General features: G+C 37.7%; 14 protein-coding genes. 2 read left to right on the top strand and 12 right to left on the bottom strand.

The annotated features are described in order from the left end of the window. The first annotated feature begins 138 nt into the window (after positions 1 to 138). Positions 139 to 1,476 (top strand): DUF819 family protein, encoded by a 1,338-nt coding sequence (locus tag BXY75_RS09000; protein ID WP_211331814.1) that lies wholly within the window; start codon positions 139 to 141, stop codon positions 1,474 to 1,476. A gap of 135 nt (positions 1,477 to 1,611) precedes the next feature. Then, positions 1,612 to 2,319: a DUF4369 domain-containing protein gene (locus BXY75_RS08995; protein ID WP_121907419.1), complete on the top strand. Its 708-nt coding sequence runs from the start codon at positions 1,612 to 1,614 to the stop codon at positions 2,317 to 2,319. On the opposite strand, the gene BXY75_RS08990 is transcribed toward BXY75_RS08995, so the two are convergent. The 12 genes from BXY75_RS08990 to BXY75_RS08935 all read right to left on the bottom strand — a co-directional run. Continuing rightward, positions 2,316 to 2,585: a hypothetical protein gene (locus tag BXY75_RS08990; RefSeq protein WP_121907418.1), complete on the bottom strand. Its 270-nt coding sequence runs from the start codon at positions 2,583 to 2,585 to the stop codon at positions 2,316 to 2,318. The genes BXY75_RS08995 and BXY75_RS08990 overlap by 4 nt on opposite strands. 39 nt (positions 2,586 to 2,624) lie before the next feature. Next, positions 2,625 to 3,602: a type I phosphomannose isomerase catalytic subunit gene (locus tag BXY75_RS08985; protein ID WP_121907417.1), complete on the bottom strand. Its 978-nt coding sequence runs from the start codon at positions 3,600 to 3,602 to the stop codon at positions 2,625 to 2,627. Next, entirely contained in the window at positions 3,592 to 4,053 is a 462-nt protein-coding gene (locus BXY75_RS08980; RefSeq protein WP_121907416.1) for a peroxiredoxin, read from the bottom strand. Before BXY75_RS08980 ends, BXY75_RS08985 begins: the two co-directional genes overlap by 11 nt. After that, complete coding sequence (locus BXY75_RS08975) at positions 4,050 to 4,463, bottom strand: 6-pyruvoyl trahydropterin synthase family protein (protein WP_121907415.1); 414 nt, start codon at positions 4,461 to 4,463, stop codon at positions 4,050 to 4,052. Before BXY75_RS08975 ends, BXY75_RS08980 begins: the two co-directional genes overlap by 4 nt. Beyond that, positions 4,460 to 4,978 (bottom strand): isopentenyl-diphosphate Delta-isomerase, encoded by a 519-nt coding sequence (gene idi / locus BXY75_RS08970; protein ID WP_121907414.1) that lies wholly within the window; start codon positions 4,976 to 4,978, stop codon positions 4,460 to 4,462. The genes BXY75_RS08975 and idi overlap by 4 nt, the downstream gene beginning before the upstream one ends. A gap of 69 nt (positions 4,979 to 5,047) precedes the next feature. After that, the gene (locus tag BXY75_RS08965) at positions 5,048 to 7,003 is read right to left on the bottom strand and encodes an OmpA family protein (protein ID WP_121907945.1); all 1,956 of its coding nucleotides are present in this window, start codon (positions 7,001 to 7,003) and stop codon (positions 5,048 to 5,050) included. A gap of 354 nt (positions 7,004 to 7,357) precedes the next feature. Next, on the bottom strand, positions 7,358 to 9,295 hold the full coding sequence (locus tag BXY75_RS08960; protein WP_121907413.1) for an OmpA family protein: 1,938 nt from the start codon (positions 9,293 to 9,295) through the stop codon (positions 7,358 to 7,360). 11 nt (positions 9,296 to 9,306) lie between these two features. Beyond that, positions 9,307 to 10,251: a PorP/SprF family type IX secretion system membrane protein gene (locus tag BXY75_RS08955; RefSeq protein WP_121907412.1), complete on the bottom strand. Its 945-nt coding sequence runs from the start codon at positions 10,249 to 10,251 to the stop codon at positions 9,307 to 9,309. Between the two features lie 52 nt (positions 10,252 to 10,303). Then, positions 10,304 to 17,245: a gliding motility-associated C-terminal domain-containing protein gene (locus BXY75_RS08950; protein ID WP_170152876.1), complete on the bottom strand. Its 6,942-nt coding sequence runs from the start codon at positions 17,243 to 17,245 to the stop codon at positions 10,304 to 10,306. Between the two features lie 460 nt (positions 17,246 to 17,705). Continuing rightward, the gene (locus BXY75_RS08945) at positions 17,706 to 19,712 is read right to left on the bottom strand and encodes an OmpA family protein (protein WP_121907410.1); all 2,007 of its coding nucleotides are present in this window, start codon (positions 19,710 to 19,712) and stop codon (positions 17,706 to 17,708) included. 12 nt (positions 19,713 to 19,724) lie between these two features. Further along, positions 19,725 to 20,666, bottom strand: coding sequence for a PorP/SprF family type IX secretion system membrane protein (locus BXY75_RS08940; RefSeq protein WP_121907409.1), 942 nt, complete (start codon positions 20,664 to 20,666; stop codon positions 19,725 to 19,727). A 54-nt stretch (positions 20,667 to 20,720) separates the two neighbouring features. After that, the coding region (locus BXY75_RS08935; RefSeq protein WP_121907408.1) for a DUF7507 domain-containing protein at positions 20,721 to 24,686 on the bottom strand (3,966 nt) is incomplete at its 5' end.

Below are 24,686 nucleotides of genomic sequence, written 5' to 3'. Positions count from 1 at the left end.
TGGATTGTTGGGTAAAACTGACTTAATAATTTATAAATTCTGAGCTTTTACACGTAAATTAAAAGTTGAGTACATAATTCTGAATTTAGAATTCTTCTTTCTGAATTAAAAAAAGTATTTTGCAGCAAAACCATCGTTATGCAGGATATAGTTTCAGAAGTTATAAAAGACACCACTCCCTTTTTTACCAGTGACACCATCGTTTTTGGCGTACTTATGCTGTCTTTAGGATTCATATTTTTTACTTCCTCTAAAGAATCAGGATTTTGGAGTTCCTTTTACAAAATCGTTCCTGCACTTTTTGTCGCGTATTTCATTCCGGCATTGTTTACCACCTTTGGCCTAATTGCACCAGATTGGACCACAGTTTCTGAAAGTGGCGATGTAAGTCAACATAGTTCAAGTCTTTACTATATGTCGAGTAGATATTTACTTCCTGCAGCACTCGTTCTAATGACCTTAAGCATAGACTTAAAAGCTGTTTTTAATTTAGGTCCGAAGGCATTGATCATGTTTCTAGCAGGTACCGCAGGAATCATCATTGGTGGTCCTGTCGCCGTTTTATTGATTGGAAGTATTCACCCTGAAGCTGTTGGCGGAGAAGGTGCAGATGCAGTTTGGAGAGGCCTTTCTACTCTTGCAGGAAGCTGGATTGGTGGTGGAGCCAATCAAACTGCGATGTTGGAAATTTACGGATACAACCAAAAATTATACGGCGGAATGGTATTCGTAGATATAGTTGTCGCAAATATCTGGATGGCAATTATCCTTATCGGAATTGGAAAATCGGCAAAAATTGATAAATGGTTGGGGGCAGATACTTCAGCGATTGAAAGTTTAAAAAATAAGATGTCAGCGTATTCAGCATCCGTGGACAGGAATCCATCCTTAACCGATTTAATGATACTTGCAGCAATCGCCTTTGGTACCGTGAGTTTTGCCCATTTTGGAGCTGGTCATCTAAGTAGTTTTTTCGAATCGTTTGTAGCTACACTTCCTAAAGGACTTACCAGAAATATATTTACATTTCTCGATTCGAGTTTCTTTTGGATGATCACCATAACCACCATTATTGGGATATTGCTTTCTTATACAAAAGCAAGAAGTTATGAAGGTGCCGGTGCTAGTAAATTTGGAAGTGTATTTATCTATATTCTGGTCGCCAGTATTGGAATGAAAATGGACCTCACTCAAATTTTTGAGAACGGATGGCTTATTGTAATTGGGCTAGTCTGGATGGTGATTCACGCCGGACTATTAATTCTCGTTGCCAAACTTATTAAAGCTCCGTATTTCTTTTTAGCTGTTGGAAGTCAGGCGAACGTGGGCGGGGCTGCCTCTGCTCCCATTGTTGCATCGGCCTTCCATCCATCGTTGGCTACAGTAGGAGTGTTATTGGCAGTTTTTGGATATGCTATTGGAACTCTTGGCGCTGTGGCTTGTACAGTATTAATGCAATTGGCATCGGTAAGTTAATGCTGGGAGCTGGGAGCTGGGAGCTGGGAGCTGGGAGCTGGGAGCTGGGAGCTGGGAGCTGGGAGCAAAAATAAAATATTTCGGTTGGAGTTTCTGAAAAAAGTAACATCTTTGCCCGCTTAAAATAATGGTGTCATGAAATACGTTTTTTCTCTTTTCGCAGTACTTGTTTTAGTTGTTAGTTGTTCTAAAAGTGATAAGGAAATGCAACTTTCAGGATATGTGAAAGGACTTAAAAAAGGAACTATTCTCCTTCAGAAGATCGAAGACACTTTATTGGTTTCAGTAGATTCAGTTCAAATTAACGGAGACTCTAATTTTAAGTTTTCCGAAGAAATTGAAAGTCCGGAAGTATATTACCTCTATCTACGCTTAAAGGACGGTACTTTACTTGATGACAGAATACCATTTTTTGCTGAAGCCGGAGAAATAACAATCAACACCTCCCTTAAAAGTTTTGCAATTGATGCAGTGATTACAGGCTCTAATAACGAAAAATTATTCGACGATTACAAGAAGATAAAACAACGCTATACCACTAAAAACCTGGAGTATATAGAAGAAAAGTTTGCCGCATATCAGGAAGGCAACGATTCATTGTTTAAATCGCTAGAGAAGAAAAGTAAGAATTTGGAAAGTAGCAAGTATTTAATGACCGTAAATTATGCCTTGAATAATTTCGAAAGCGAACTTTCCCCCTATTTAGTTCTTTCGGAAATCCCTAATGCCAACATTAAATATTTGGATACCGTTTATCAAAAACTTACTCCAAAAATAAAAGACTCTAAATACGGTAAAGCATTAGAGTCTTTTATTGGTGATAGAAAAAAATCTGAAAATTAACCTAATCCGTTAATTTTTTCGATTAATTTTCTTCCTTTTTCTTCCAATTCGGTATTAATCGTTTTGAAATGTTTTTTCTTATTTTCAACCTTCTTATCGTTCACTTTTACGATAAGTTCATCGAAAGTAACAATAGCCTCATCGATGATCGATTCTGCCTTTTTATTGTCCTTTGAAGGGTTCGTTAGTTCCCAGATATACACCGCTTCAATGATATCTCCCAACACATAATTAATATCTTTTTTAAGGTCGCGTACGTTTGCCATAATTTTAAATTTTGTGCAAAAATACTACTTTAGAGTGTATTAAGGGATATAAATTTCTAAAATAGTTGCATTACTGGAAGTAAGCCTAACCATGTCTTCACAGGCAGGGATTAAGATAGTTTCTCCTTTTTTTATTTCTTCTGAAGTGTTCATAATTTCAACATTCGCTTTTCCATCCACACACATATATACCACAAAAGAATCTAGGTTTGAGTAATCGCGTTCAACAGTGCGAGTCACAACTAATTTATTCGTTTCAAAATAAGCAGTGCTGCAAAGCTGTATAGCCGAATTTGACTTATTAGTATACTTCAATTTAGCATCTGCTGTCTTATAATCGATAGCTTCACGGGCAAGATCGGTATGCAATTCTCTTAGTTCACCGTCGATATCAGGTCTGTCCCAATCGTAAATTCGATAGGTCACATCTGAAGTTTGCTGAATTTCTGCCAATACAATTCCTGCGCCTATCGCATGAACGGTTCCGGGTTCAATAAAGAATGCATCTCCTACTTTAACAGGTTCAGGATGTAAAATATCTGTTATTTTTTTTTCTGAAAGCTTTTCTAAGTACTCTGCTTCCGTTATGTCATTCTTAAAACCGAGAATAAGACGAGCATCTTTTTCGGTATGTAAAATGTACCACATTTCGGTCTTTCCGAAGGAATTATGACGGGATTTTGCAAGAGAATCGTTCGGGTGCAATTGTACCGAAAGATCTTCAGAAGCATCAATAAACTTAAATAATAAAGGAAACTTACTTCCGAAGCGCTTGTAAACCTTCGTTCCTACCAACTGCTCCTTATACTCATCAATAAGTGAAACTAACGAATTGCCCGAAAGAGAACCATTGAGCACTATTGAAATATTATTTTCAACTCCCGATAATTCCCAGCTTTCACCTATTTTATCACCCTTATCTTTTCCGAAGAGCTCGGACAATTTTGTGCCGCCCCAGACCTTTTCTTTTAAGATGGGTCTAAATCGCAACGGATATAAGGATGTTTTACTTTTCAATTTGTAATTGTAATTGTTCTAAAGCCATATCGATATGAGGCTGAGCATTTAAAGATTGAAATCTGAAAAATAGTTTTCCCGATCTATCGAAAACAAATGTTTCTCGTCCGGGGAGTAATCCTAAAAAGCTGCTTTTTACACCAAATAATTTACGAACCTTAGCTTCTGTATCTGCTAAAAGCGTAAAAGGTAGATCAAACCGAGTTTCGAATTTTTTATGCGATCCTTCCGAATCACCACTAATACCAATAACTACAGCGCCAGCATCTGTAAAATCCTGATAATTATCGCGAAAGCTGCAAACTTCTTTTACACAACCGGGGGTAAAGTTTTTTGGATAGAAAAAAATCACGATTGGTTGCTTAGTGCGTATAGATTCCGAAGAAAATAAATTCCCATTTTGATCCTTCAGTGAAAATTTCGGGAGCATTTGTCCTTTTTTCAAACTCATTCTTCTCCTGTATAAATTACAAAGTTTCTAGGTGTTTCGTATAGCTTCACCGTAATACGATACTTAGAATCCAGTTGATTTCTCAATCGCTTCCATATAACAATGGCTATATTCTCAACCGTGGGGTTTAGCTCTTTAAAATCTTCTACTTCGAGGTTCAAATTTTTATGGTCGAAAGCATCTTCAACTTCAGATTTAATAATATCTTTTAATACTTTAAGATCGATTAAATAACCAGTTTCCGGATCAATATTTCCGGTTAAGCCTACTTCAAGCTCATAATTATGACCGTGATAATTAGGATTACTACATTTTCCAAAAACTTCGAGGTTCTTAGCATCATCCCAACTCGCTTTATAGAGTCGATGTGCTGCGTTAAAATGCGCTTTACGAAAGATTGTGAGGCTCATACCGCAAGATGTTTTTGAAATTTATCGAAAATGATCTTAAACCAGACTGTGTAGCTTTCAGAATTTTCTACTAAGTCTTTTTCTAATGCCTCTATGCTTATCCATTTCCAGGATGCTACCTCATCGGGATTTATTGATGGAATTGCATTGTATTTTCCCACCAGAATATGGTCAAATTCATGTTCTGTAAGGCCATTATCAAAAGGGGCTTTATAAATAAATGAGGTGGTTTCTTTTAGTTTGGTGGTAAATCCCATCTCCTCCATAAGTCTGCGTTTGCCGGCATTTAGGGAACTTTCTCCATCCCGCTGATGGCTACAACAAGTATTTGTCCATAAACCGGGCGAATGATACTTATGCACGGCTCTTTGTTGCAGCATCAATTCATTTTTATCATTGAAAATAAACACTGAAAATGCACGATGCAACAAAGCCTTTTCATGCGCTTCCTGTTTAGGCATTAGCCCAACTTGCTCATCTTTCTCGTTTACAAGAATAACTTGCTCTTCTTTCATGGACAATTTTATTTCCTCAAAAGTACGAAATAGGAGACGGTAATTAAAAACAATTATGCTTAGTAACGACTATTTTGAAGTCACGGTCGAATTGTGATCTTGTATTAAGAACATGGAACGTCTGTTTAATTGATGCTCTTCTTCTGTGCATTCAACATCGTTTGAGCAATAATTTACCAGCTGAGATTCGCCATAACCTTTGGCCGTTAATCTAAAAGGGTCTACTCCTCTTTCAGCTATCCAATTCATGGTCGATTTTGCTCTACGATCGGATAATTTTTCATTATAACTATCTCGACCTCTTGAATCTGTATGTGACTCAATATGTATTACAAGTTCCGGATATAATTGCAAGGCTGACAGAATTTTTGCCAGTTCGATTGCCGCATCATCTCGTATTTCTGCTCTGTCATAATCGAAGTATATGGGCTGCAAATTAAGACGACAACCGAGATCATTTGGCAAACAATCTTCTTTTCGTTTTAGCTCTAAAATTAAGTCGATCACACCTCCTTCGTTTGGCGTTACTATTATTTTTTCGTTAGGGAAGAATTTTTTCTTTGTTGCCAACACAGAATATTGTGTTTCGCAATGACCGGTAAAAGTATATTTGGCATCATCTCCTACTGTTACCTTTTCAATCAATTTATTGTTGGAATCCAGAAGAGAGACTTCGGCGCCCGGTATTAATTCACCGGTGTCGATATCAGTAACAGTAGTGGTAATCGTCATTACACATTCCTCTACAAACCTAAATATTTCATCGTCTATACTTCCTCGACCTCCATCAATATTTGAAGAGAAATATCCTGTTCCTTCACTTTCTTTAGTTATAAAACCAAAATCATCCTGATTACTATTAATTGGTTCACCAAAATTTGAAATTTTCCCATAGTTTCCTTCCTCGTCTAATGGTGTTATGAAAATATCAAGACCTCCATACCCTCCATATCCATCGCTGGAAAAATAAAGGTTATTATATTCACTGATATAAGGAAATGTTTCACGTGATCTGGTATTGATATTTGGACCGAGGTTTACCGGTTCACCATACATATTATTCTCCAAAATTTCAGTATACCACAAATCAGATCTCCCATATGTCCCGAGCATGTCGGATGCAAAATAAAGTCGTTTTTCGTCCTTGCTTAAGGCAGGATGCGCTACACTGTATTGAGGAGAATTGAAAGGCAATTCCTCCACATTTACCCATTCTCCAATTAAATTCTTAGTAGCCTTGTATAGTTTTAAACGCATAGTACGTCTGTCATCACTTCCCTTTTTACCATTTGTATAGTTATTTCTGGTAAAGTACATGGTTTTTCCATCCTTCGTAAATGCAGTCGATGATTCGTGATAAACTGTGTTAACTTCTCCGGATAAGGGTTCCGGATTTGAATAGTTACCGTCTTTGTCTATATCGGCCGAATAAAGGTCCAAATAAGGTAAATTATTCCAGTTATGCGTTTTGAAGTTTTCTAAATCTTTAGTCGAAGAAGCAAAGACAATTTTATTCTTATAATAAGAAGGTCCAAAATCAGAAAATTTACTGTTGACAGAGATTTTATTCAATACATATTTGAATGTTTCGATACCAAGGCTTTTTAAGTATTCGGGATCATTTTCAAACGCTTGAATTACTTTTTCTTCTCCTCCCATAGCGATATATGTATCCATTAATTCATTGGATTCTTCATATCTATCTATGCTCTTGTATGACTGGGCAGCACGGTAAAAATATTCAATATCAACATCACCCGGATAAGTTTCAAATAGTTTACCATACCAATCCGAAGCAGTTTTATAATCACTATTATAGTAGTAAGTATCTCCTAATTTTTTATAAATTTCTGCGGAATGATATCCCTTTTCAACCACTTTTAAATAAATGTCTCGTGCATCTATAAAGTCGTATTGATCATATTCCAGATCTGCCTTATTAAGCTTCTGATTTTGAGCAATAATATTCTGATTACAAAGGATTGTAATTACAATTAAAGCAATACTTTTTATATACCTCTTCATAGCTATACACTTTAAATTCTTAAACTTTTTCTTTTCCAGAACTTGATTTTTAAGCATAAAAGTCCTGTGGCGAATTGCCATATATAATGACCAATTAACCTTTGATTTAACTATCTAATTTATTCCAGTATGTAAAATACCTGTGGGGAAGAGTATTATAACTTATAACCAAATTCGGAGATAAGTCTTAACTTCAGTAAAGATAATAAAGATTTCTTTTGTAGGAATAAAATAATGTAGGAATTAGACTAAATACCGATATACACGATAACATACTCAAAATATGTCGTTTATGGATACTTACCCACCTAATTCAAGGTGAAATGTCGGAAATCTTTGGCTGAAGTATTGGTTTTAATTCTGAATAATAAACATCGAACGTCTATTCAACTGATGTTCCGCTTCAGAACACGCGACTCCATCTGAACATCTATTCGTAAGTTGAGTTTCACCATAACCCTTGGCGGTTAATCTGCTCTTACTGATCCCTTTCTTAACCAACCAACTTAAGGTTGCCTGTGCACGATTTTCAGAAAGTCTTTCATTGTACTTATTTGGTGCGCGGGAATCTGTATGTGATTCTATGTGTATAACCAATTCAGGATATTCCCTCATAGCGGCTAAAACCTTTGCGATTTCTATTTCTGCGTCAGGTCTAATATTGAACCTATCGTAATCAAAATAAATAGGTTGTAAGCTCAATATACAGCCCAAATCATTAGGCGGGCAAGGGCTCATACTTTTCAGTGCAATAGGCACCACAATTTCACCGGATTTATCTGGCGTTGAGATGAGTTTTTCATTGGGCTGGTACCCATTTTTCGATGCACGTAAGGCATAATCTGAATCGCAATCTGCCATAAAACTAAATGCCGCATCAGATTTCACAACAAACGTATCTACTATATTGTTATCACCATCCAAAAGTGTTACCTCAGCTCCTTCAATTAAAGACAAATCATCTACATCTATTACAGTACCTTTTATTGAAATTTCGCACTTACCTTTTATGAGGTAAATTTCATCATTAATACTACCACCTACGGCACTTCCTCGATTAGATGATATGTATCCAAGTCCTTTTTCCTCATTAATTATAAAGCCGAAATCATCCTGGCTACTATTTACAGGTTTACCTAAACCAGTAATGGAACCAGTAAGTCCACTTGAATTAAGAGTAGTAACATAAACATCAAATCCTCCAAATCCGTCAAGGCCATCACTCGAATAGTAAAGTTTTCCTTCATCACTAATAAAGGGGAAAGATTCCCTTGCTTCAGTATTAATAGCTTCACCCAGATTTACAGGCGTACCATAACTGTTATCACCAATTATATCAACATACCATAAATCGGACATCCCAAGAGTACCGGGCATATCGGAAGAGAAATAAAGTCGTTGTTCATTGACACTTAAAGCCGGATGGGCGACAGAATACTCTTTAGAATTAAACGGAAGCTCCACAATGTTATCCCAATCGCCATCTCCCGAACTGGTTGCTTTATAAAGTTTTAACCGTATTGTTTTTTCCTTATCCTTTCCTTTTTTGCCGTTGATAAAGTTGTTTCTTGTGAAGTAAACTGTTTTTAAATCCTTAGTGAATACCGCAGAGGATTCATGATACGGGGTATTTATTTTACTACTAAAGGATCTAGGATTTGAAAGGTTTCCTTCCTCGTCCATATCGGCTACAAAAAGATCTAGAAATGGTTGTTGATTCCACTCATCTATTTTAAAGCCTTCATTTTTGTTCGAAGAAGTAGCATAAACCACTTTATTGGCACCGTAAAATGACGGTCCGAAATCTGATGATTCAGAATTGATTGATACTTTTTCCAGATCAAAATTCTTAGTAACTAATCCAATACTCTGTAAATAATTTGGATCATTGTCAAATTCCTTCAGAAGTAATCCATTTCCTCCATTAGCTTCAAATTGGGCCATCATATGATTGGCTTCATCAAGCATATTTATACTTTTTAACGATTGAGCAGCTCTAAAGTAATATTGTGCTGTTGTTTGCTTCGGAAATTCATTTGCGAGTTTAGAATACCATTTTGCTGCATTATCGTAATCACTATTCCAATAATAGGTGTCTCCAAGCTTTTGATATATTTCTGCGGAAGTGTAACCGTCTTCAATAACTTTGAGATAAATAGCTCGAGCATCTATATATGAAAACCTATCAAATTCCTGATTCGCTTTTTCGAGTTGTTTCTTTTGTGCGAATAAATTCCCAGAGCTAAACACAATTACTAAAGACAAGAAAATAATGCGAATAAAAGTTTTCATAGCAGGTATTTTTAAAAGAATCTAGGAGTTACAAATCGTTCGGCCTTGTTAAAGAGATCATAACGTAAAATTAATTCATAGGAGCCATCGCTAAATTCCTCAAGGTCGGTTGTTTGGTAATCATATCCAAAACCAATAAATATACCTTTAGAAGCCTGAAATCCAAGCATAGCACTTACGGCTGCACTCCATCTGTAAGAAGCTCCTACTGTAAATTTTTCATTAATAAGGAAGTTTGCTGAGGCGTCCCATTGAAGCGGTGCGCCACTTACAGCTTTCACTAAAGTCGCTGGTTTAAATTTAAGATTGTCACTTAAATCGAACACATAGCCGGCAATTAAAAAGTAATGTAATCTCTCTGCCGCGATAGCACTCGACTGTGTATTTGTTAGACTATTTGTATCGAAATGCTTGGTCGTTAAAAAATTAGGAACAGAAGCACCTAAGTAGAATTTTTCGGTGTTAAAATAAACTCCGGCACCTATTTGAGGTTGCAATTTATTATCAATGTTGTTCTCAAAACGTGAATCGGGTGTATTTGGATTAAGATTTAACTTACTAAAATCAACATCCAGTATATCGAGTCCCGCCTTTAAACCAAATGAAATTTCTCCTGTATCGGAAGTACTTATAGCATAAGCAAAATCTACGTTTATATTCGATTCAACCGATGGGCCCAACTCATCATGAACTACGGATAATCCGATACCCATATTATCCATTAAACCCAATGGTGAATTAATTGAAAAAGACCCGGTTTTTGGAGCACCTTCAAGACTTACCCATTGTGTTCGCAACAACAAACCAAAACTCAATACATCGCCAGTACCTGCGTATGCCGGATTCACGATTTGCGTATTATACATATATTGAGTGTATTGCGAATCCTGTTGCGCACTCCCGGTAAAAATTCCGAAGAGAACCAAAATTATAATTGTAAAATAACTGCTTTTCATAGTTATATAATTTAAACTTGAACGGAATCAGACCGTAAGAAGCTTTTTAATTTTATCTATTCAGATACAAATAACCTGAATAAGTATTTTTACCAGGATTTTCACCCGGAAACTTTAACACATAAAAATAAGTTCCTGTTGGAAGTTCTTTATCACCACTTACAGTAGCTCTTCCTTCAGAAATTCCTCGGAAAACATTTTGATCTCCTGAAGAACCACCATAGCCCACTGTTTCAAAAACTATAACTCCCCATCTATTAAAAATTTGCATTGAATTATTCTGAAAATCTTCAATACCTAAAATTTGGAAATAATCATGTGCGTTATCTCCGTTAGGGGTAACTCCATTATAGATTACGAAGGTTACACCGGCTACTCCAGGTAAAAGAGTAATCGTTGGATCATCGGGTTCGAGGTCACCATTTGCATCAAAATCATCATCATTATTAGGGTCATCAGATAAGTCGGATATAACATTTCCAACGATGTCTTCCACATTTACAGTAGCTTGATTTATTACTTGTCCGTCATCAACATCTGCCTGAGTAACGACATAAGTCGCTGTAAAGACCCAAATTTCATTAGGATCAAGATTGTTGTCATTATTATCATCACCTGAAACTGGTCCGGTAATAGCTCCAACAATTAATGGATCGCTTATTACAACATTATAGAAAATCGAAGTGCTTGTATTGTCAAGTGAAAATATATAAGAAATGGTTTCGCCAGCCTGAGAACTTGTATCACCATTATTATCATCAAACACACCAGACTTACTTAGGCTTACAGAACAACTATTAATTGTAAGTACAACAGCAGTTCTTGATGAACTTGTACATCCACCAATGGTAACAACTGCTTCAGCATAATAAGTCACTGACCCCACCACGTTCAAGGTTGGATTTGCAACTATACTACCTCCAATAGCCGAGTCGTACCAAACCACGCTCTGTCCACCAGGAACTGTAGCTATAGCTGTGAGCGTCTGGATTGGATCTAACTCACATTCAGTTTGATTACCACCACTTATAGGAAGCGTAGGCGCATCTGTTAGAGTAAGTGTCACAGCCGTTCTTCCTCCACTGATACAACTCGAAGAACCATCTAATGCTTCAGCATAATAAGTGATACTACCTATAGAGTTTAATGTTGGATTCGCGACTACATTTCCACCGGTAAGCGCATCATACCATATAATTGTCTGTCCTCCAGGAACAGTTGCTGTTGCGGTCAATGTTTGAATTGGAGTTTCAGCACATTCAGTCTGATCGCCACCAGAAATAGGAGCGTCCGGAGCAGCTGATAATGTTAATGTTACTGAAATTCTGGACAAACTAACACAACCACTAGCTGTTACATTTGCTTCAGCGTAATATGTTATTGTACCAACTGTATTTAAAATAGGATTGGCAACAATGTTTCCACCAGTTGGAGCGTCGTACCAAACAATGGTTTGACCCCCGGGAACGGTCGCAGTAGCAGTTAAGGTTTGTATTGGATTTTCTACACATTCAGATTGATCACCTCCAGTTATAGGAGCATCTGGTGCGGCTGTAATAGTCAAGGTTACAGAAGTTCTTGTCAAACTAATACAACCACCGGCTGTAATTACAGCTTCCGCATAATATGTAATTGTACCAACTGTATTTAACGTTGGATTAGCAACAATGTTTCCACCAGTTGCAGCATCATACCAAACAATGGTTTGCCCGCCAGGAACCGTAGCCGTTGCTGTTAGAGTTTGAATAGGATCTTCTTCACATTCTGTTTGATCACCTCCCGATATAGGAGCATCTGGTGCGGCAGTTATTGTCAATGTTACTGCTGTCCTTGTTAAACTAGAACAACCGCCAGCTGTTATAATTGCTTCAGCATAATATGTAATCGTACCAACTGTATTTAAAATAGGATTGGCAACTACATTGCCACCGGTTGGAGCATCGTACCACACTATGGTTTGTCCTCCAGGTACCGTAGCCGTTGCAGTTAGTGTCTGAATTGGATCCTGCGCACATTCTGTTTGATCTCCTCCAGTTATTGGAGCAATTGGCGCTGCCGTTATGGTCAGTGTAACAGCCACTCTTGTCAAACTAACACAACCTCCGGCTGTAATTACAGCTTCGGCATAATATGTAATCGTACCAACTGTATTTAAAATTGGGTTGGCAACAACATTTCCACCGGTTGGAGCATCGTACCAAACAATGGTTTGTCCTCCAGGTACCGTAGCCGTTGCTGTTAACGTTTGAATTGGATTTTCTTCACATTCTATTTGATCACCTCCCGAAATAGGAGCATCAGGTGCCACTGTAATGGTAAGAGTCACTGCTGTTCTACTTAGACTAATACACCCACTAGCTGTGATAATTGCTTCCGCATAATATGTTACTGTACCTATAGCATTTAAAACTGGATTCGCAACAACATTGCCCCCAGTTGCAGCATCATACCAAACAATGGTTTGTCCACCAGGGACCGTAGCCGTTGCTGTTAACGTTTGAATAGGATCTTCTGCACATTCTGTTTGATCTCCACCCGAGATAGGAGCATTTGCTGCAGCTGTGATTGTCAAAGTTACGGCTGTCCTTGTTGAACTGATACAACCTCCTATAGTTACCACTGCTTCAGCATAATAAGTTATCGTACCAATTGTATTCAAAATTGGGTTGGCAACAACATTTCCACCAGTTGCAGCATCGTACCAAACAATGGTTTGTCCTCCAGGTACCGTAGCAGTTGCAGTTAGTGTCTGAATTGGATCTTCCTCACATTCTGTTTGGTCACCTCCTGAAATAGGCGCAGCAGGAGTATTTAAAATTGTAAGTGTAACGGCAGTTCTAGTTAAACTTAAACAAGCTGTTGCTGTAATAGATGCTTCAGCATAATAAGTAACAGTACCAACTGCGTTCAATATAGGATTGGCAACTACATTGCCACCAGTTGCAGCATCATACCAAACGATGGTTTGTCCAGCAGGGACCGTAGCAGTTGCTGTAAGTGTTTGGATAGGATCTTCTGTACATTCTGTTTGGTCACCTCCACTAATTGGAGCATTAGGAGAAGCCGTGATTGTCAATGTTACAGCTGTCCTTGTTAAACTAGTACAACCACCAACTGTGATAACAGCTTCAGCATAATAAGTTATCGTACCGATTGTATTCAAAATTGGATTCGCTACTACATTTCCACCAGTTGCAGCATCGTACCAAACAATGGTTTGTCCTCCAGGGACCGTAGCAGTTGCAGTTAGTGTCTGAATTGGATCTTCCTCACATTCTGTTTGGTCACCTCCTGAAATAGGCGCAGCGGGAGTATTTAAAATTGTAAGTGTTACAGCAGTTCTAGTTAAACTTAAACAAGCTGTTGCTGTAATAGATGCTTCAGCATAATAAGTAACAGTACCAACTGTATTTAAAATAGGATTGGCAACTACATTGCCACCAGTTGCGGCATCATACCAAACGATGGTTTGTCCAGCAGGTACTGTAGCAGTTGCTGTAAGTGTTTGGATAGGATCTTCTGTACATTCTGTTTGGTCACCTCCTGAAATAGGAGCTGCAGGAGAAGCGGTGATCGTCAATGTTACAGCTGTTCTTGTTAAACTAGTACAACCACCAACTGTGATAACAGCTTCAGCATAATATGTAACAGTTCCTATAGTATTCAAGATTGGATTGGCTACTACATTGCCTCCAGTTGCAGCATCGTACCATACGATGGTTTGTCCTCCCGGAACCGTAGCAGTTGCAGTTAATGTCTGAATTGGATCCTGCGCACATTCTGTTTGATCTCCTCCTGAAATAGGAGCAGCAGGAGTATTTAAAATTGTAAGTGTAACAGCAGTTCTAGTTAAACTTAAACAAGCTGTTGCTGTAATAGTTGCTTCAGCATAATAAGTAACAGTACCAACTGCGTTTAATATAGGATTGGCAACTACATTGCCACCAGTTGCAGCATCATACCAAACGATGGTTTGTCCAGCAGGTACCGTAGCCGTTGCGGTCAAAGTTTGAATAGGATTTTCTGCACATTCTGTTTGGTCACCTCCTGAAATAGGAGCTGCAGGAGAAGCAGTGATCGTCAATGTTACAGCTGTCCTTGTTAGACTAGTACAACCACCAACTGTGATAACAGCTTCAGCATAATAAGTTATCGTACCGATTGTATTCAAAATTGGATTCGCTACTACATTTCCACCAGTTGCAGCATCGTACCAAACGATGGTTTGTCCTCCCGGAACCGTAGCAGTTGCAGTTAGTGTCTGAATTGGATCTTCCTCACATTCTGTTTGATCTCCTCCTGAAATAGGCGCAGCAGGAGTATTTAAAATTGTAAGTGTAACGGCAGTTCTAGTTAAACTTAAACAAGCTGTTGCTGTAATAGATGCTTCAGCATAATAAGTAACAGTACCAACTGCGTTCAATATAGGATTGGCAACTACATTGCCACCAATTGCAGCATCATACCAAACGATGGTTTGTCCAGCAGGTACTGTAGCCGTTGCTGTAAGAGTTTGAATAGGATTTTCTGCACATTCTGTTTGGTCACCTCCTGAAATTGGAGCTGCAGGTGAAGCCGTGATCGTCAATGTTACAGCTGTCCTTGTTGAACTAGTACAACCACCAACGGTGATAACAGCTTCAGCATAATAAGTTATCGTACCAATTGTATTCAAAATTGGATTCGCTACTACATTTCCACCAGTTGCAGCATCGTACCAAACGATGGTCTGTCCTCCCGGAACCGTAGCAGTTGCAGTCAATGTTTGAATAGGATCCTGCGCACATTCTGTTTGATCTCCTCCTGAAATAGGCGCAGCAGGAGTATTTAAAATTGTAAGTATAACGGCAGTTCTAGTTAAACTTAAACAAGCTGTTGCTGTAATAGATGCTTCAGCATAATAAGTAACAGTACCAACTGCGTTCAATATAGGATTGGCAACTACATTGCCACCAATTGCAGCATCATACCAAACGATGGTTTGTCCGCCAGGGACCGTAGCAGTTGCTGTAAGTGTTTGAATAGGATTTTCTGCACATTCTGTTTGGTCACCTCCTGAAATTGGAGCTGCAGGTGAAGCCGTGATCGTCAATGTTACAGCTGTCCTTGTTGAACTAGTACAACCACCAACGGTGATAACAGCTTCAGCATAATATGTAACAGTTCCTATAGTATTTAAAATTGGATTGGCAACTACATTGCCACCAGTTGCAGCATCGTACCAAACAATGGTTTGTCCTCCCGGAACCGTAGCAGTTGCAGTTAATGTTTGAATAGGATCCTGCGCACATTCTGTTTGATCTCCTCCACTCAATGGAGCGTTAGGAGCAGCCGTGATAGTTAAAATAACCGCTGTCCTTGTCGTACTCTGACAACCTCCAGCAATTAGTGTCGCTTCGGCATAATAAGTAATTGTGCCAACTGTATTTAAAATAGGATTTGCTACAACATTTCCTCCAGTTGGAGCATCATACCAAGTAATTGTTTGTCCAGCAGGTACTGTAGCCGTTGCAGTTAGTGTTTGAATTGGATTCTCTTCACATTCAGTTTGATTCCCTCCACTAATTGGAGCATTAGGAGAAGCTATAATCGTTAGTGTTACAGAAGTTCGTGATGTACTTTTGCAATTACTAGAATTTATAACGGCCTCTGCATAGTATGTAATTGTGCCAACTGTATTTAGTGTAGGATTGGCTACCACATTTCCGCCAGCAGGTGCATCGTACCAAACAATGGTTTGCCCAGCGGGCACAGTTGCAGTTGCTGTAAGTGTTTGAATAGGATCTTCTGCACATTCTGATTGATCCCCACCACTTATAGGGGCATCTGGATTTGCTAAAATTGTAAACGTGGTTGTCGTAGTTTGTAGACAAGCTATATTGCCATATGTATAGGTAATCGTGAATACTCCAGGGACGCTATTCTGAACATTTATTTCACCAGTTGCTGGATCTATGTCAAGTCCAGCAGGAACTGCAGAATAAACACCTCCACTTACTCCGGTTTGAGTAACTTGAATAGGAGCAGAATCATTACACACTACATTTGGCACATAACTAATTTTTGCCGTAGCTAAAATTGGTCCTAATTGTATAGGCACTCTAAAGTCTTTAAGGGAAGTAGTAGGTAATGATGCCTCCTTAGAACGAACAAATAGAGTTTTAAAGCTCACACCTACACAAGGATCTGGTAAAGTCCCTAAGATGCTGGTAATATTTAAGCCAGCTTCAACAAACCTTTCAGGTGTATAATTAAAAACACCAAATGCCCCAAATGGGACGGCAACATTAACATCATTAGTTTTTGCTACTGCGTTCGCCGGGGCTACCGCTTGTAACACATACTCAAAATTCCCTCCACCTATATCTTCCCATTGGTAAACGTCAATAGTAGCAACATTGCCACCAGTTCCGTATTCAACAGTCATTAATATATCATTTACTGTTCTTCCATTATCAGGACCTGCAGAAGTAAATCCAAAGGTAGGCGTCAACGTTAATGTATTCTGTAAAAATTCAAAATCCAGATAACTCACCCCATTAGCTAGCCGTCTGTCACCGGAAACGAAAATCCATTCATTATTGCTTCCATCTTTTGTGATATGGTACATAGTGTTCCCGATATCTAATTTTCCAGGGATAGATCCAGTTGTCCATATCCATGTTCCAGGGTTATCATTACTTGTTAATCCAGCAGCAAAAATGTTATCGCCAGGTGAATTAAATTGATCTCTTTTTAAGGCAGATGTACTCACGTTCACTCCATCGCCTGTACTAGTAAGTACAAAACCACCGGTTCCGGCTACTCCTTCAACCCAATCACCAACTCCATTTGTTGGAGTATTTGAACCTAAATTGCCGTCAATTTCAAAACCACCTGCAGGAGTTGTGGTGTTTATTGTTTGTGCATAAGAAGATCCGAATATCGCAAGTAAAAAAACGCAAATAAATATTTGAATCTTTTCAGAAGAAATGAATTTAGTAAAGAGATACATATGCATTCGATTAAAATATTTTTTCAAATATTATTTAACTTTATTCACAGAAATGAATTTGTATCAATTCTGAAAACTATTCAATAAAATCGGGGATAGGTAAATGATGGTTTAGGTAAGTATAGTGTTCTATGATAACTGAAAAGAATTTGTTTCTAAAATATTCAGAATTCCTTTTGGATAAAATTAACACTTCATCAATCTATGATAAAGATACGTAGGAAAATGCGTAAAATTATTACAATTAGATCAATTTTAGTTTAACGGTTTGTATTAAACGGCTAAGTGCATTTTTTATTGATTTATGCACAAACTCTTGTAGGAAGCAATATACGTAGGACTACGTATATATTGACTACAACTGTAAATATTGGGTTAATCTTTGTAGGATGGTTCGATTTTTGATGCAAAAAAAAAACGCCCAACTAACATTGGGCGTTTTTAAAACTATCTAACTGAGTTAGTTTTGAATAAGAAACATAGATCTTCGATTTAATTGATGTTCTGCTTCCGAACATTTTATTCCATCACTACATTTTATATTATTGAGTTGTTCTTGAGTACAGTCGTAAGTACCAATTTCATTACCACACTCCCCAAACATAACACAACGATTTAACAATTGTCTTTCACCATAACCTTTAGCGGTTAAGCGCGATGAAGCAATACCCTTACTAATAAGCCAGCTTCTAGATGCTTGTGCTCTTTTTTCAGATAAGCCATCGTTATACGAGAAACTACCTCGTGAATCCGTATGTGACTCAATGTCAATAATTAATTGCGGGTACTTAACCATTGCGGCAAGTATTTTGGCCAGTTCTATTTCGGCATCCGGACGAATATTATATCTATCAAAATCAAAGAAAATAGGCTGCAAACATAAAATACATCCCAGATCATTTGGAGGACAGCCTTTACGTTGAAGAGGAATTGGAACAACGATTTGTCCAGTCTTGTCCGGAGTGGTTACAATTTTCTCATTTGGTTTATAATCTTCATGAGTACCCCTAACCGAATAGGTGGTAGAACATTCTACTGTAAAATTGTAAGCAGCATCTTCACCCACAATAATAGTATTTATAACTTTGTTATTTTCATCCAATAATGTCACCTCCGCTCCAGGGATTAGTTCTTTTGAATTTTCATCAAAAACTGTCCCAATTAACTCAATAACACATTTTTCCTGAATTCTATAAATATCATCATCAATACTACCTTTTTCACCATCTCTGTTCGAAGATAGATATCCTAATCCCTTCGATTCATTTAAAACAAAACCGAAATCATCTTGATTACTATTAATAGGTTCGCCTAAATTGGTAATATCACCAGTAGTACCGTCTTCATTTAATTTTGTAACATAAATATCATAGCCACCTAAACCAGCTAATCCATCGGTTGCATAATATAAGTTTCCTTCCTTACTAATATAAGGAAATGATTCCCTTGCCTCTGTATTTATCTGATCTCCTAAATTAACAGGCACGCCATAAGTATTATCTCCAATGATATCTACAAACCAAAGGTCAGACATACCAATAGTTCCGGGCATATCTGATGAAAAGTACAATCTCTTTTCATCGGGGCTTAACGCTGGATGAGCTACAGAATATTCTTTACTATTAAAAGGTAGTTCAACAATATCTCCCCATTTCCCATCACCATTATTAGTAGCTTTATATAATTTTAAACGTATCGTTTTGTCTTTATCTTTTCCGCTTTTTCCGTTGATGAAATTATTTCGTGTGAAATAAACTGTCTTTCCATCTTTTGAAAACGACGTTGAAGATTCATGATACGTTGTATTAATTTCTTTACTTAATGAACGCGGATTAGACAATTTTCCTTCTTCATCAATATCTGCCATAAACAGATCTAAAAATGGTTGTTGATTCCATTCATAGATTCTGAAACCTTCCGATTTATTTGAAGATGTAGCGTAAACTAGTTTATTATCGCCATAAAACGAAGGACCAAAATCTGAATAATCTGTATTAACTGAAACTTTCTCAAGAATATACGCTTTGGATACCAATCCTATACTCTTCAAATAATTTGGATCTTTTTCAAAATTCTTGAGTAATAAACCATTACCACCTTTCGCAGCAAATCCCAGCATCATCTTATCCGCTTCGTCATATTTTTTCAGACTCTTAAGAGATTGAGATGCTCTATAGTAATACTCCGCTTCCGCTTCATTAGGAAACTCTGTAATTAATTTTGAATACCATTTCGCAGCATTATCATAATCACTATTCCAATAGTAAGTATCGCCTAGTTTTTGATAGATCTCGGCCGATTTATAACCATCTTCTACCACCTTGAGATAAATCTCTCTGGCATCTATGTATGAAAACCTGTCAAATTCCTTATTAGCTTTGGCAATCTGATTTTTTTGAGAAAATGAAACGCCAGTAATAAAGCACACCAGCGTTACTAATAATATTTTTCGGAGTAATGTATTCATAGTGTACAAATTTTAAAAGAATCTTGGAGTTAAGACACGTTCTGGTTTTTTGAATACTTCGTAACGAAGCATAAGCTCGTATGAACCATCACTGTACTTTTCAATATCAGTAGATTGATAATCATACCCAAATCCTATAAAAAACTCATCAGATGCTTGAAAACCTAACATTGCGCTTATTGCCGCACTCCATCTATAGGCAGCACCTACTGTAAATTTATCATTTATCAAAAAGTTGGCAGATGCATCCCACTGTAGTGGAGAACCGCTTACTGCTTTTACAAGAGTTGCTGGCTTAAATTTTAGATTATCACTAATTTCAAACACATAACCTGCAATTAAAAAATAATGTAACCTCTCTGCTGCAACTGCAGAACTCTGTGTATTAGTTAAACTACTTTCGTCAAAATGTTGTGTTGTTAAAAAGTTAGGCACAGACAATCCCGCATAAAACTTTTGAGTATTATAATAGATACCAGCTCCTATTTGTGGTTGTAACTTATTATCTATTGAATTCTGAAAACGAGGGTCATTTTGATCTGCAATATTCAGGCGTGTATAATCCACATTTAATATATCAAGCCCTGCCTTTATTCCGAAGGAAAGCTCAGAATCATCCGACGTATTGATAGAATATGAATAATCCACGTTAATATTAGACTCATCTCCTGGTCCTATTCGATCGTGCACTATTGCAAGACCTAACCCCATATTATCCATGGATCCAATAGGTGTGTTAAGAGTGATAGTACCTGTCTTAGGTGCTCCATCAAAACTTACCCATTGTGTTCTTCCCAAGAAACCTATGCTCAAGGCATCTCTGGAGCCTGCATAAGCAGGATTGACCACTTCGGTATTATACATATACTGAGTATATTGGGGATCTTGCTGCGCATTAGTTGAAAATGTCCCTAGCAAAATCAAAAGTATGATTGCGAAATAACTGTGTTTCATAGTTACATATTTTAAAGCCGGGAGGAGGTTATCCTCCCGGAAATTTTTGATTTTCTATCTATTAATATATAAGTATCCTGCGTAACTCTCTTTTCCAGGATTATCGCCTGAGAATCGCAGTACATAGTAATATGTACCTGTTGGCAACTCATTATTTTCAAGTATAGTTACACGTCCTTCGGAAATTCCTCTAAAGACATTTTCCTCTCCATTAGATCCACCATAATTATCAGTTTCAAAAACTAATACTCCCCATCTGTTGAAGATTTGAACGTTATTAGGTCCAAACGCTTCGATACCTCTAATTTCAAAGTAGTCATTTAGACCATCTCCATCAGGTGTGATACCATTGAAGATTTCGAACTGTCCAACCAAAACATTTGGTATGATCGTGATTGTTGGATCATCTGGTTCTCCATCTCCGTTATTATCAAAGTTAGTATTATCATTAGGATCATCAGAGTCATCCATCGCTATTACATTTCCGTTTATATCGAAACCAGTACCTCGCGCTTGGTTAATTACAAGTCCTGCATCAATATCCGCTTGTGTAATTGGATATGTAGCCGTAAATGTAGTAGTATCTGTTTCTCCAGGTAATAATACAGGAATTGGTCCACCTACGATTACCAAACCAGGAAGTGGATCTTCCAATATAACATTGTGAAGTGTTACTGAACCTGTGTTTGTAACTGTAAATATGTACGATATTAGTTCACCAATTTGCGGTAAATTATCTGCTCCTAGATCAATAACTCCAGATTTCGTTACAGACATCATAACACCACTACATGCAATAACTACAGTAGGATCGTCTTCGAAGAAGCTATTATCATCAGACAAGTCTGAAACTTCAGTACCAACCGGTGGTGTTCCGAACACAGTTGCCTGATTCGTAACATTACCTGCATCAATATCTGCCTGAGTAACTGTGTAAATAGCCATGAAGCTACTAGCATCAGAATCTCCAGCTGCCAAAATAATTGGACCACCTGTTACAGCTACTAATGGATCTGTGATATATATATTGGTCAATTCAACGTTACCAACATTCTTCACAACGAAGTTATATACTATAGTTTCATTAACATCTATACAACCATCACCATTCTCATCTGTTGGAGTCGCAGTTTTAATTACTGCAATTGCAGCTCCTTGACAAAGGACAGTGATTGTTGGATCGTCTTCAAACGGACTATTGTCATCAGATAGATCAAGTACTTGCTGACCTAGCAACGTAAATCCAGATACGATCGCTTGGTTCTCCTTGAACCCAGCATCAATGTCGATTTGAGTTATTGGATAAATCGCAGTAAATGAAGTTGCGTCTGTAGTTAATGGCGCCAATGTGATTGGACCACCCACTACATTAACTCCTGGATCTGAGATTGTAATGTTCTCTAAGGTAACGTTACCTTGATTGTATACAGTAAATGTATACGTAATGGTCTCATTTACATTAGCACAACCGTCACCATTCGTATCATTGAAAGTTCCTTCTTTCACAAGTGCAATAAACGGAGCTTGACATAATACAACTACTGTTGGATCATCTTCAGTTAATACATCATCATCTGAAAGATCTGTCACTTCTCCACCAGTAAGCGGTGTACCATGACCAGTTGCCTGATTTACCACCTGTCCAGCATCTATATCAGCTTGAGTTACAGCATAAGATGCTGTAAATGTGGTAGTGTCAGTTTCTCCAGCATCCAGTGAAATTGGACCACCAACTAGAACGATACCAGGTAGTGGGTCAGTTATATTAACATTTGTCAATGTAACGTTTCCAGTATTCACAACTGTAAATGTGTATTGTATTATATCTCCTGGTGTTGGACATCCTGTTCCTTTAATAGGATTCGGAGGTAGTTCACCCATTTTGATTAATGCAATACTAGCATTCTGACAAAGTACAGTAACTGTTGGGTCATCTTCAGTTAAACTATTATCATCTGAAAGATCACTTACTACTATTGCACTTGGATCAGTTCCAAAAACAGTTGCCTGATTCGTTACATTTCCTTCATCAATATTTATTTGAGTGATTGGATATGTTCCAACAAACGTAGCAGTATCAGTTGAACCTGCAGCTAATGTAATTGGACCACCTACCAATACCATTCCTGGTAATGGATCAGTAATATTCACATTAGTCAGCGTGACATTCCCAGTATTTACAACTGTGAAGTTATAGGTAATGGTTTCATCTACATCTGCACAACCGTCACCATCTTCATCGTTGAAAGTACCTTCTTTTATAATTGCGATACTCGCGTTCTGACAAAGTTCAGTAACTGTTGGATCATCTTCAGTTAAACTATTGTCATCAGAAAGATCACTTACTACTACTGCATTTGGATCAGTTCCTTCAGCAGTTGCTTGATTCGTTACATTTCCGTTATCAATATCTACCTGAGTAATTGGATATGTTCCTACGAACGTAGCAGTATCCGTATCACCAGCAGCCAATGTTATTGGACCACCCACAAGAACTAAACCTACTAAAGGATCAGTAATGTTCACGTTTGTCAAAGTAACGTTTCCAGTATTTACAACTGTAAAGTTATACGTAATGGTTTCGTCAATATCTGCACAACCGTCACCATCCTCATCGTTGAATGTTCCTTCTTTAATCACTGCGATACTTGCATTCTGACAAAGCACAGTTATAGTTGGATCATCTTCCGTCAAACTATTATCATCGGAAAGGTCATTTACTATAGTACCAGCATCATCAGTTCCTTCAGCAGTTGCTTGATTCGTTACATTTCCATTATCAATGTCTACCTGTGTAATTGGATACGTACCTACAAATGTAGTAGTATCGGTATCACCAGCAGCCAATATTATTGGGCCTCCTACTAATACAAGTCCAACTAGAGGATCTGTAACGTTAACATTGTTTAGAGTTACATTTCCAGTATTGACAACAGTAAAGTTATATGTAATAGTTTCATCAACATCTGCACAACCATCGCCATCTTCATCGTTGAAAGTTCCTTCCTTAATAATGGCAATAGCAGGAGCAGGTGTTTGATTGATCACTATATAAACTGTAGCCTGATCTGTTGCTACTGGAGAACCAGCATCAAAGATTTCATATACAAATTGATCTGTTCCAGTAAAGTCTAAACCTGGTGTGTAAATAAAGTCACCATTTGGTTGAAGTACTACCGATCCACTAGTCGGACCACTTATTGGACTAATTGTTACATCCAATGTTTGAGACTGTCCTTCCGGATCTGAATCATTCTCCAATAGATTACCAGTAATATCTGTATTCACTTCACCATAATATGCATCATCATTAGCGACGGTGATATTACTTAGATCTGGAATAATTTGAATATAAACCGTTGCAGTATCACATAACTGAGGTGTTCCATCATCACAGATCGTATACTCGAAAGTATCTTCACCAGAATATCCTGGATTCGGAGTATATGTATATGCTCCAGTTATAGGATCAATAACCACCGTACCATTAGTAGGTTGGGTATTGGCCGTTACTGTAATCGGATCTCCATCTGGATCAAAATCATTTGAAAGTATGTTCCCATCAATTGGTACACCTACCTCTGTCACGTTCGTATCGTTATTAGCAATTGGAGGGTCATTTCCTATAACAGGATCTCCAATAATTTCGATAGTCACTGTTGCCGTATCACATGCAATCGGGTTCCCCGCATCACATATTTGATATACAAACTGATCTTCACCAACATAATCAAGGTTCGGAGTATAGGTATACGTACCATCAGCGTTTAATGTCAGGGTACCATTGGTAGGTCCTGTCACTAAAGTAAACACTTCCGTTCCAGCTGGACCGTCAGGGTTTAAATCGTTGGTACCTACATCACCACTTACTGCTAAGTTTACAAACGTATCATTGATATCGTCGATTGCTAGAATCTCGTTTCCACCACCGTTTGGATCGATACTGATGTATACTGTAGCCTGATCACATGCCTGAGGCACACCATCATCACATACTTCATATACAAACTGATCGGTTCC

The organism is Ulvibacter antarcticus (assembly GCF_003688405.1).
Lineage (GTDB): Bacteria > Bacteroidota > Bacteroidia > Flavobacteriales > Flavobacteriaceae > Ulvibacter > Ulvibacter antarcticus.
The sequence above is the reverse complement of the archived record's forward strand: the minus strand, read 5'-3'. Positions and strand labels throughout refer to the sequence as shown.

Excerpts from the sequence above, each read along its gene's own strand:
- BXY75_RS08945 (WP_121907410.1), bottom strand. The coding sequence starts at position 19,712 with ATGAATACATTACTCCGAAAAATATTATTAGTAACGCTGGTGTGCTTT.
- idi (WP_121907414.1), bottom strand. The coding sequence starts at position 4,978 with ATGAAAGAAGAGCAAGTTATTCTTGTAAACGAGAAAGATGAGCAAGTT.
- BXY75_RS08965 (WP_121907945.1), bottom strand. The coding sequence starts at position 7,003 with ATGAAGAGGTATATAAAAAGTATTGCTTTAATTGTAATTACAATCCTT.
- BXY75_RS08955 (WP_121907412.1), bottom strand. The coding sequence starts at position 10,251 with ATGAAAAGCAGTTATTTTACAATTATAATTTTGGTTCTCTTCGGAATT.
- BXY75_RS09000 (WP_211331814.1), top strand. The coding sequence starts at position 139 with ATGCAGGATATAGTTTCAGAAGTTATAAAAGACACCACTCCCTTTTTT.
- BXY75_RS08940 (WP_121907409.1), bottom strand. The coding sequence starts at position 20,666 with ATGAAACACAGTTATTTCGCAATCATACTTTTGATTTTGCTAGGGACA.
- BXY75_RS08990 (WP_121907418.1), bottom strand. The coding sequence starts at position 2,585 with ATGGCAAACGTACGCGACCTTAAAAAAGATATTAATTATGTGTTGGGA.
- BXY75_RS08960 (WP_121907413.1), bottom strand. The coding sequence starts at position 9,295 with ATGAAAACTTTTATTCGCATTATTTTCTTGTCTTTAGTAATTGTGTTT.
- BXY75_RS08995 (WP_121907419.1), top strand. The coding sequence starts at position 1,612 with ATGAAATACGTTTTTTCTCTTTTCGCAGTACTTGTTTTAGTTGTTAGT.
- BXY75_RS08950 (WP_170152876.1), bottom strand. The coding sequence starts at position 17,245 with ATGTATCTCTTTACTAAATTCATTTCTTCTGAAAAGATTCAAATATTT.
- BXY75_RS08975 (WP_121907415.1), bottom strand. The coding sequence starts at position 4,463 with ATGAGCCTCACAATCTTTCGTAAAGCGCATTTTAACGCAGCACATCGA.
- BXY75_RS08980 (WP_121907416.1), bottom strand. The coding sequence starts at position 4,053 with ATGAGTTTGAAAAAAGGACAAATGCTCCCGAAATTTTCACTGAAGGAT.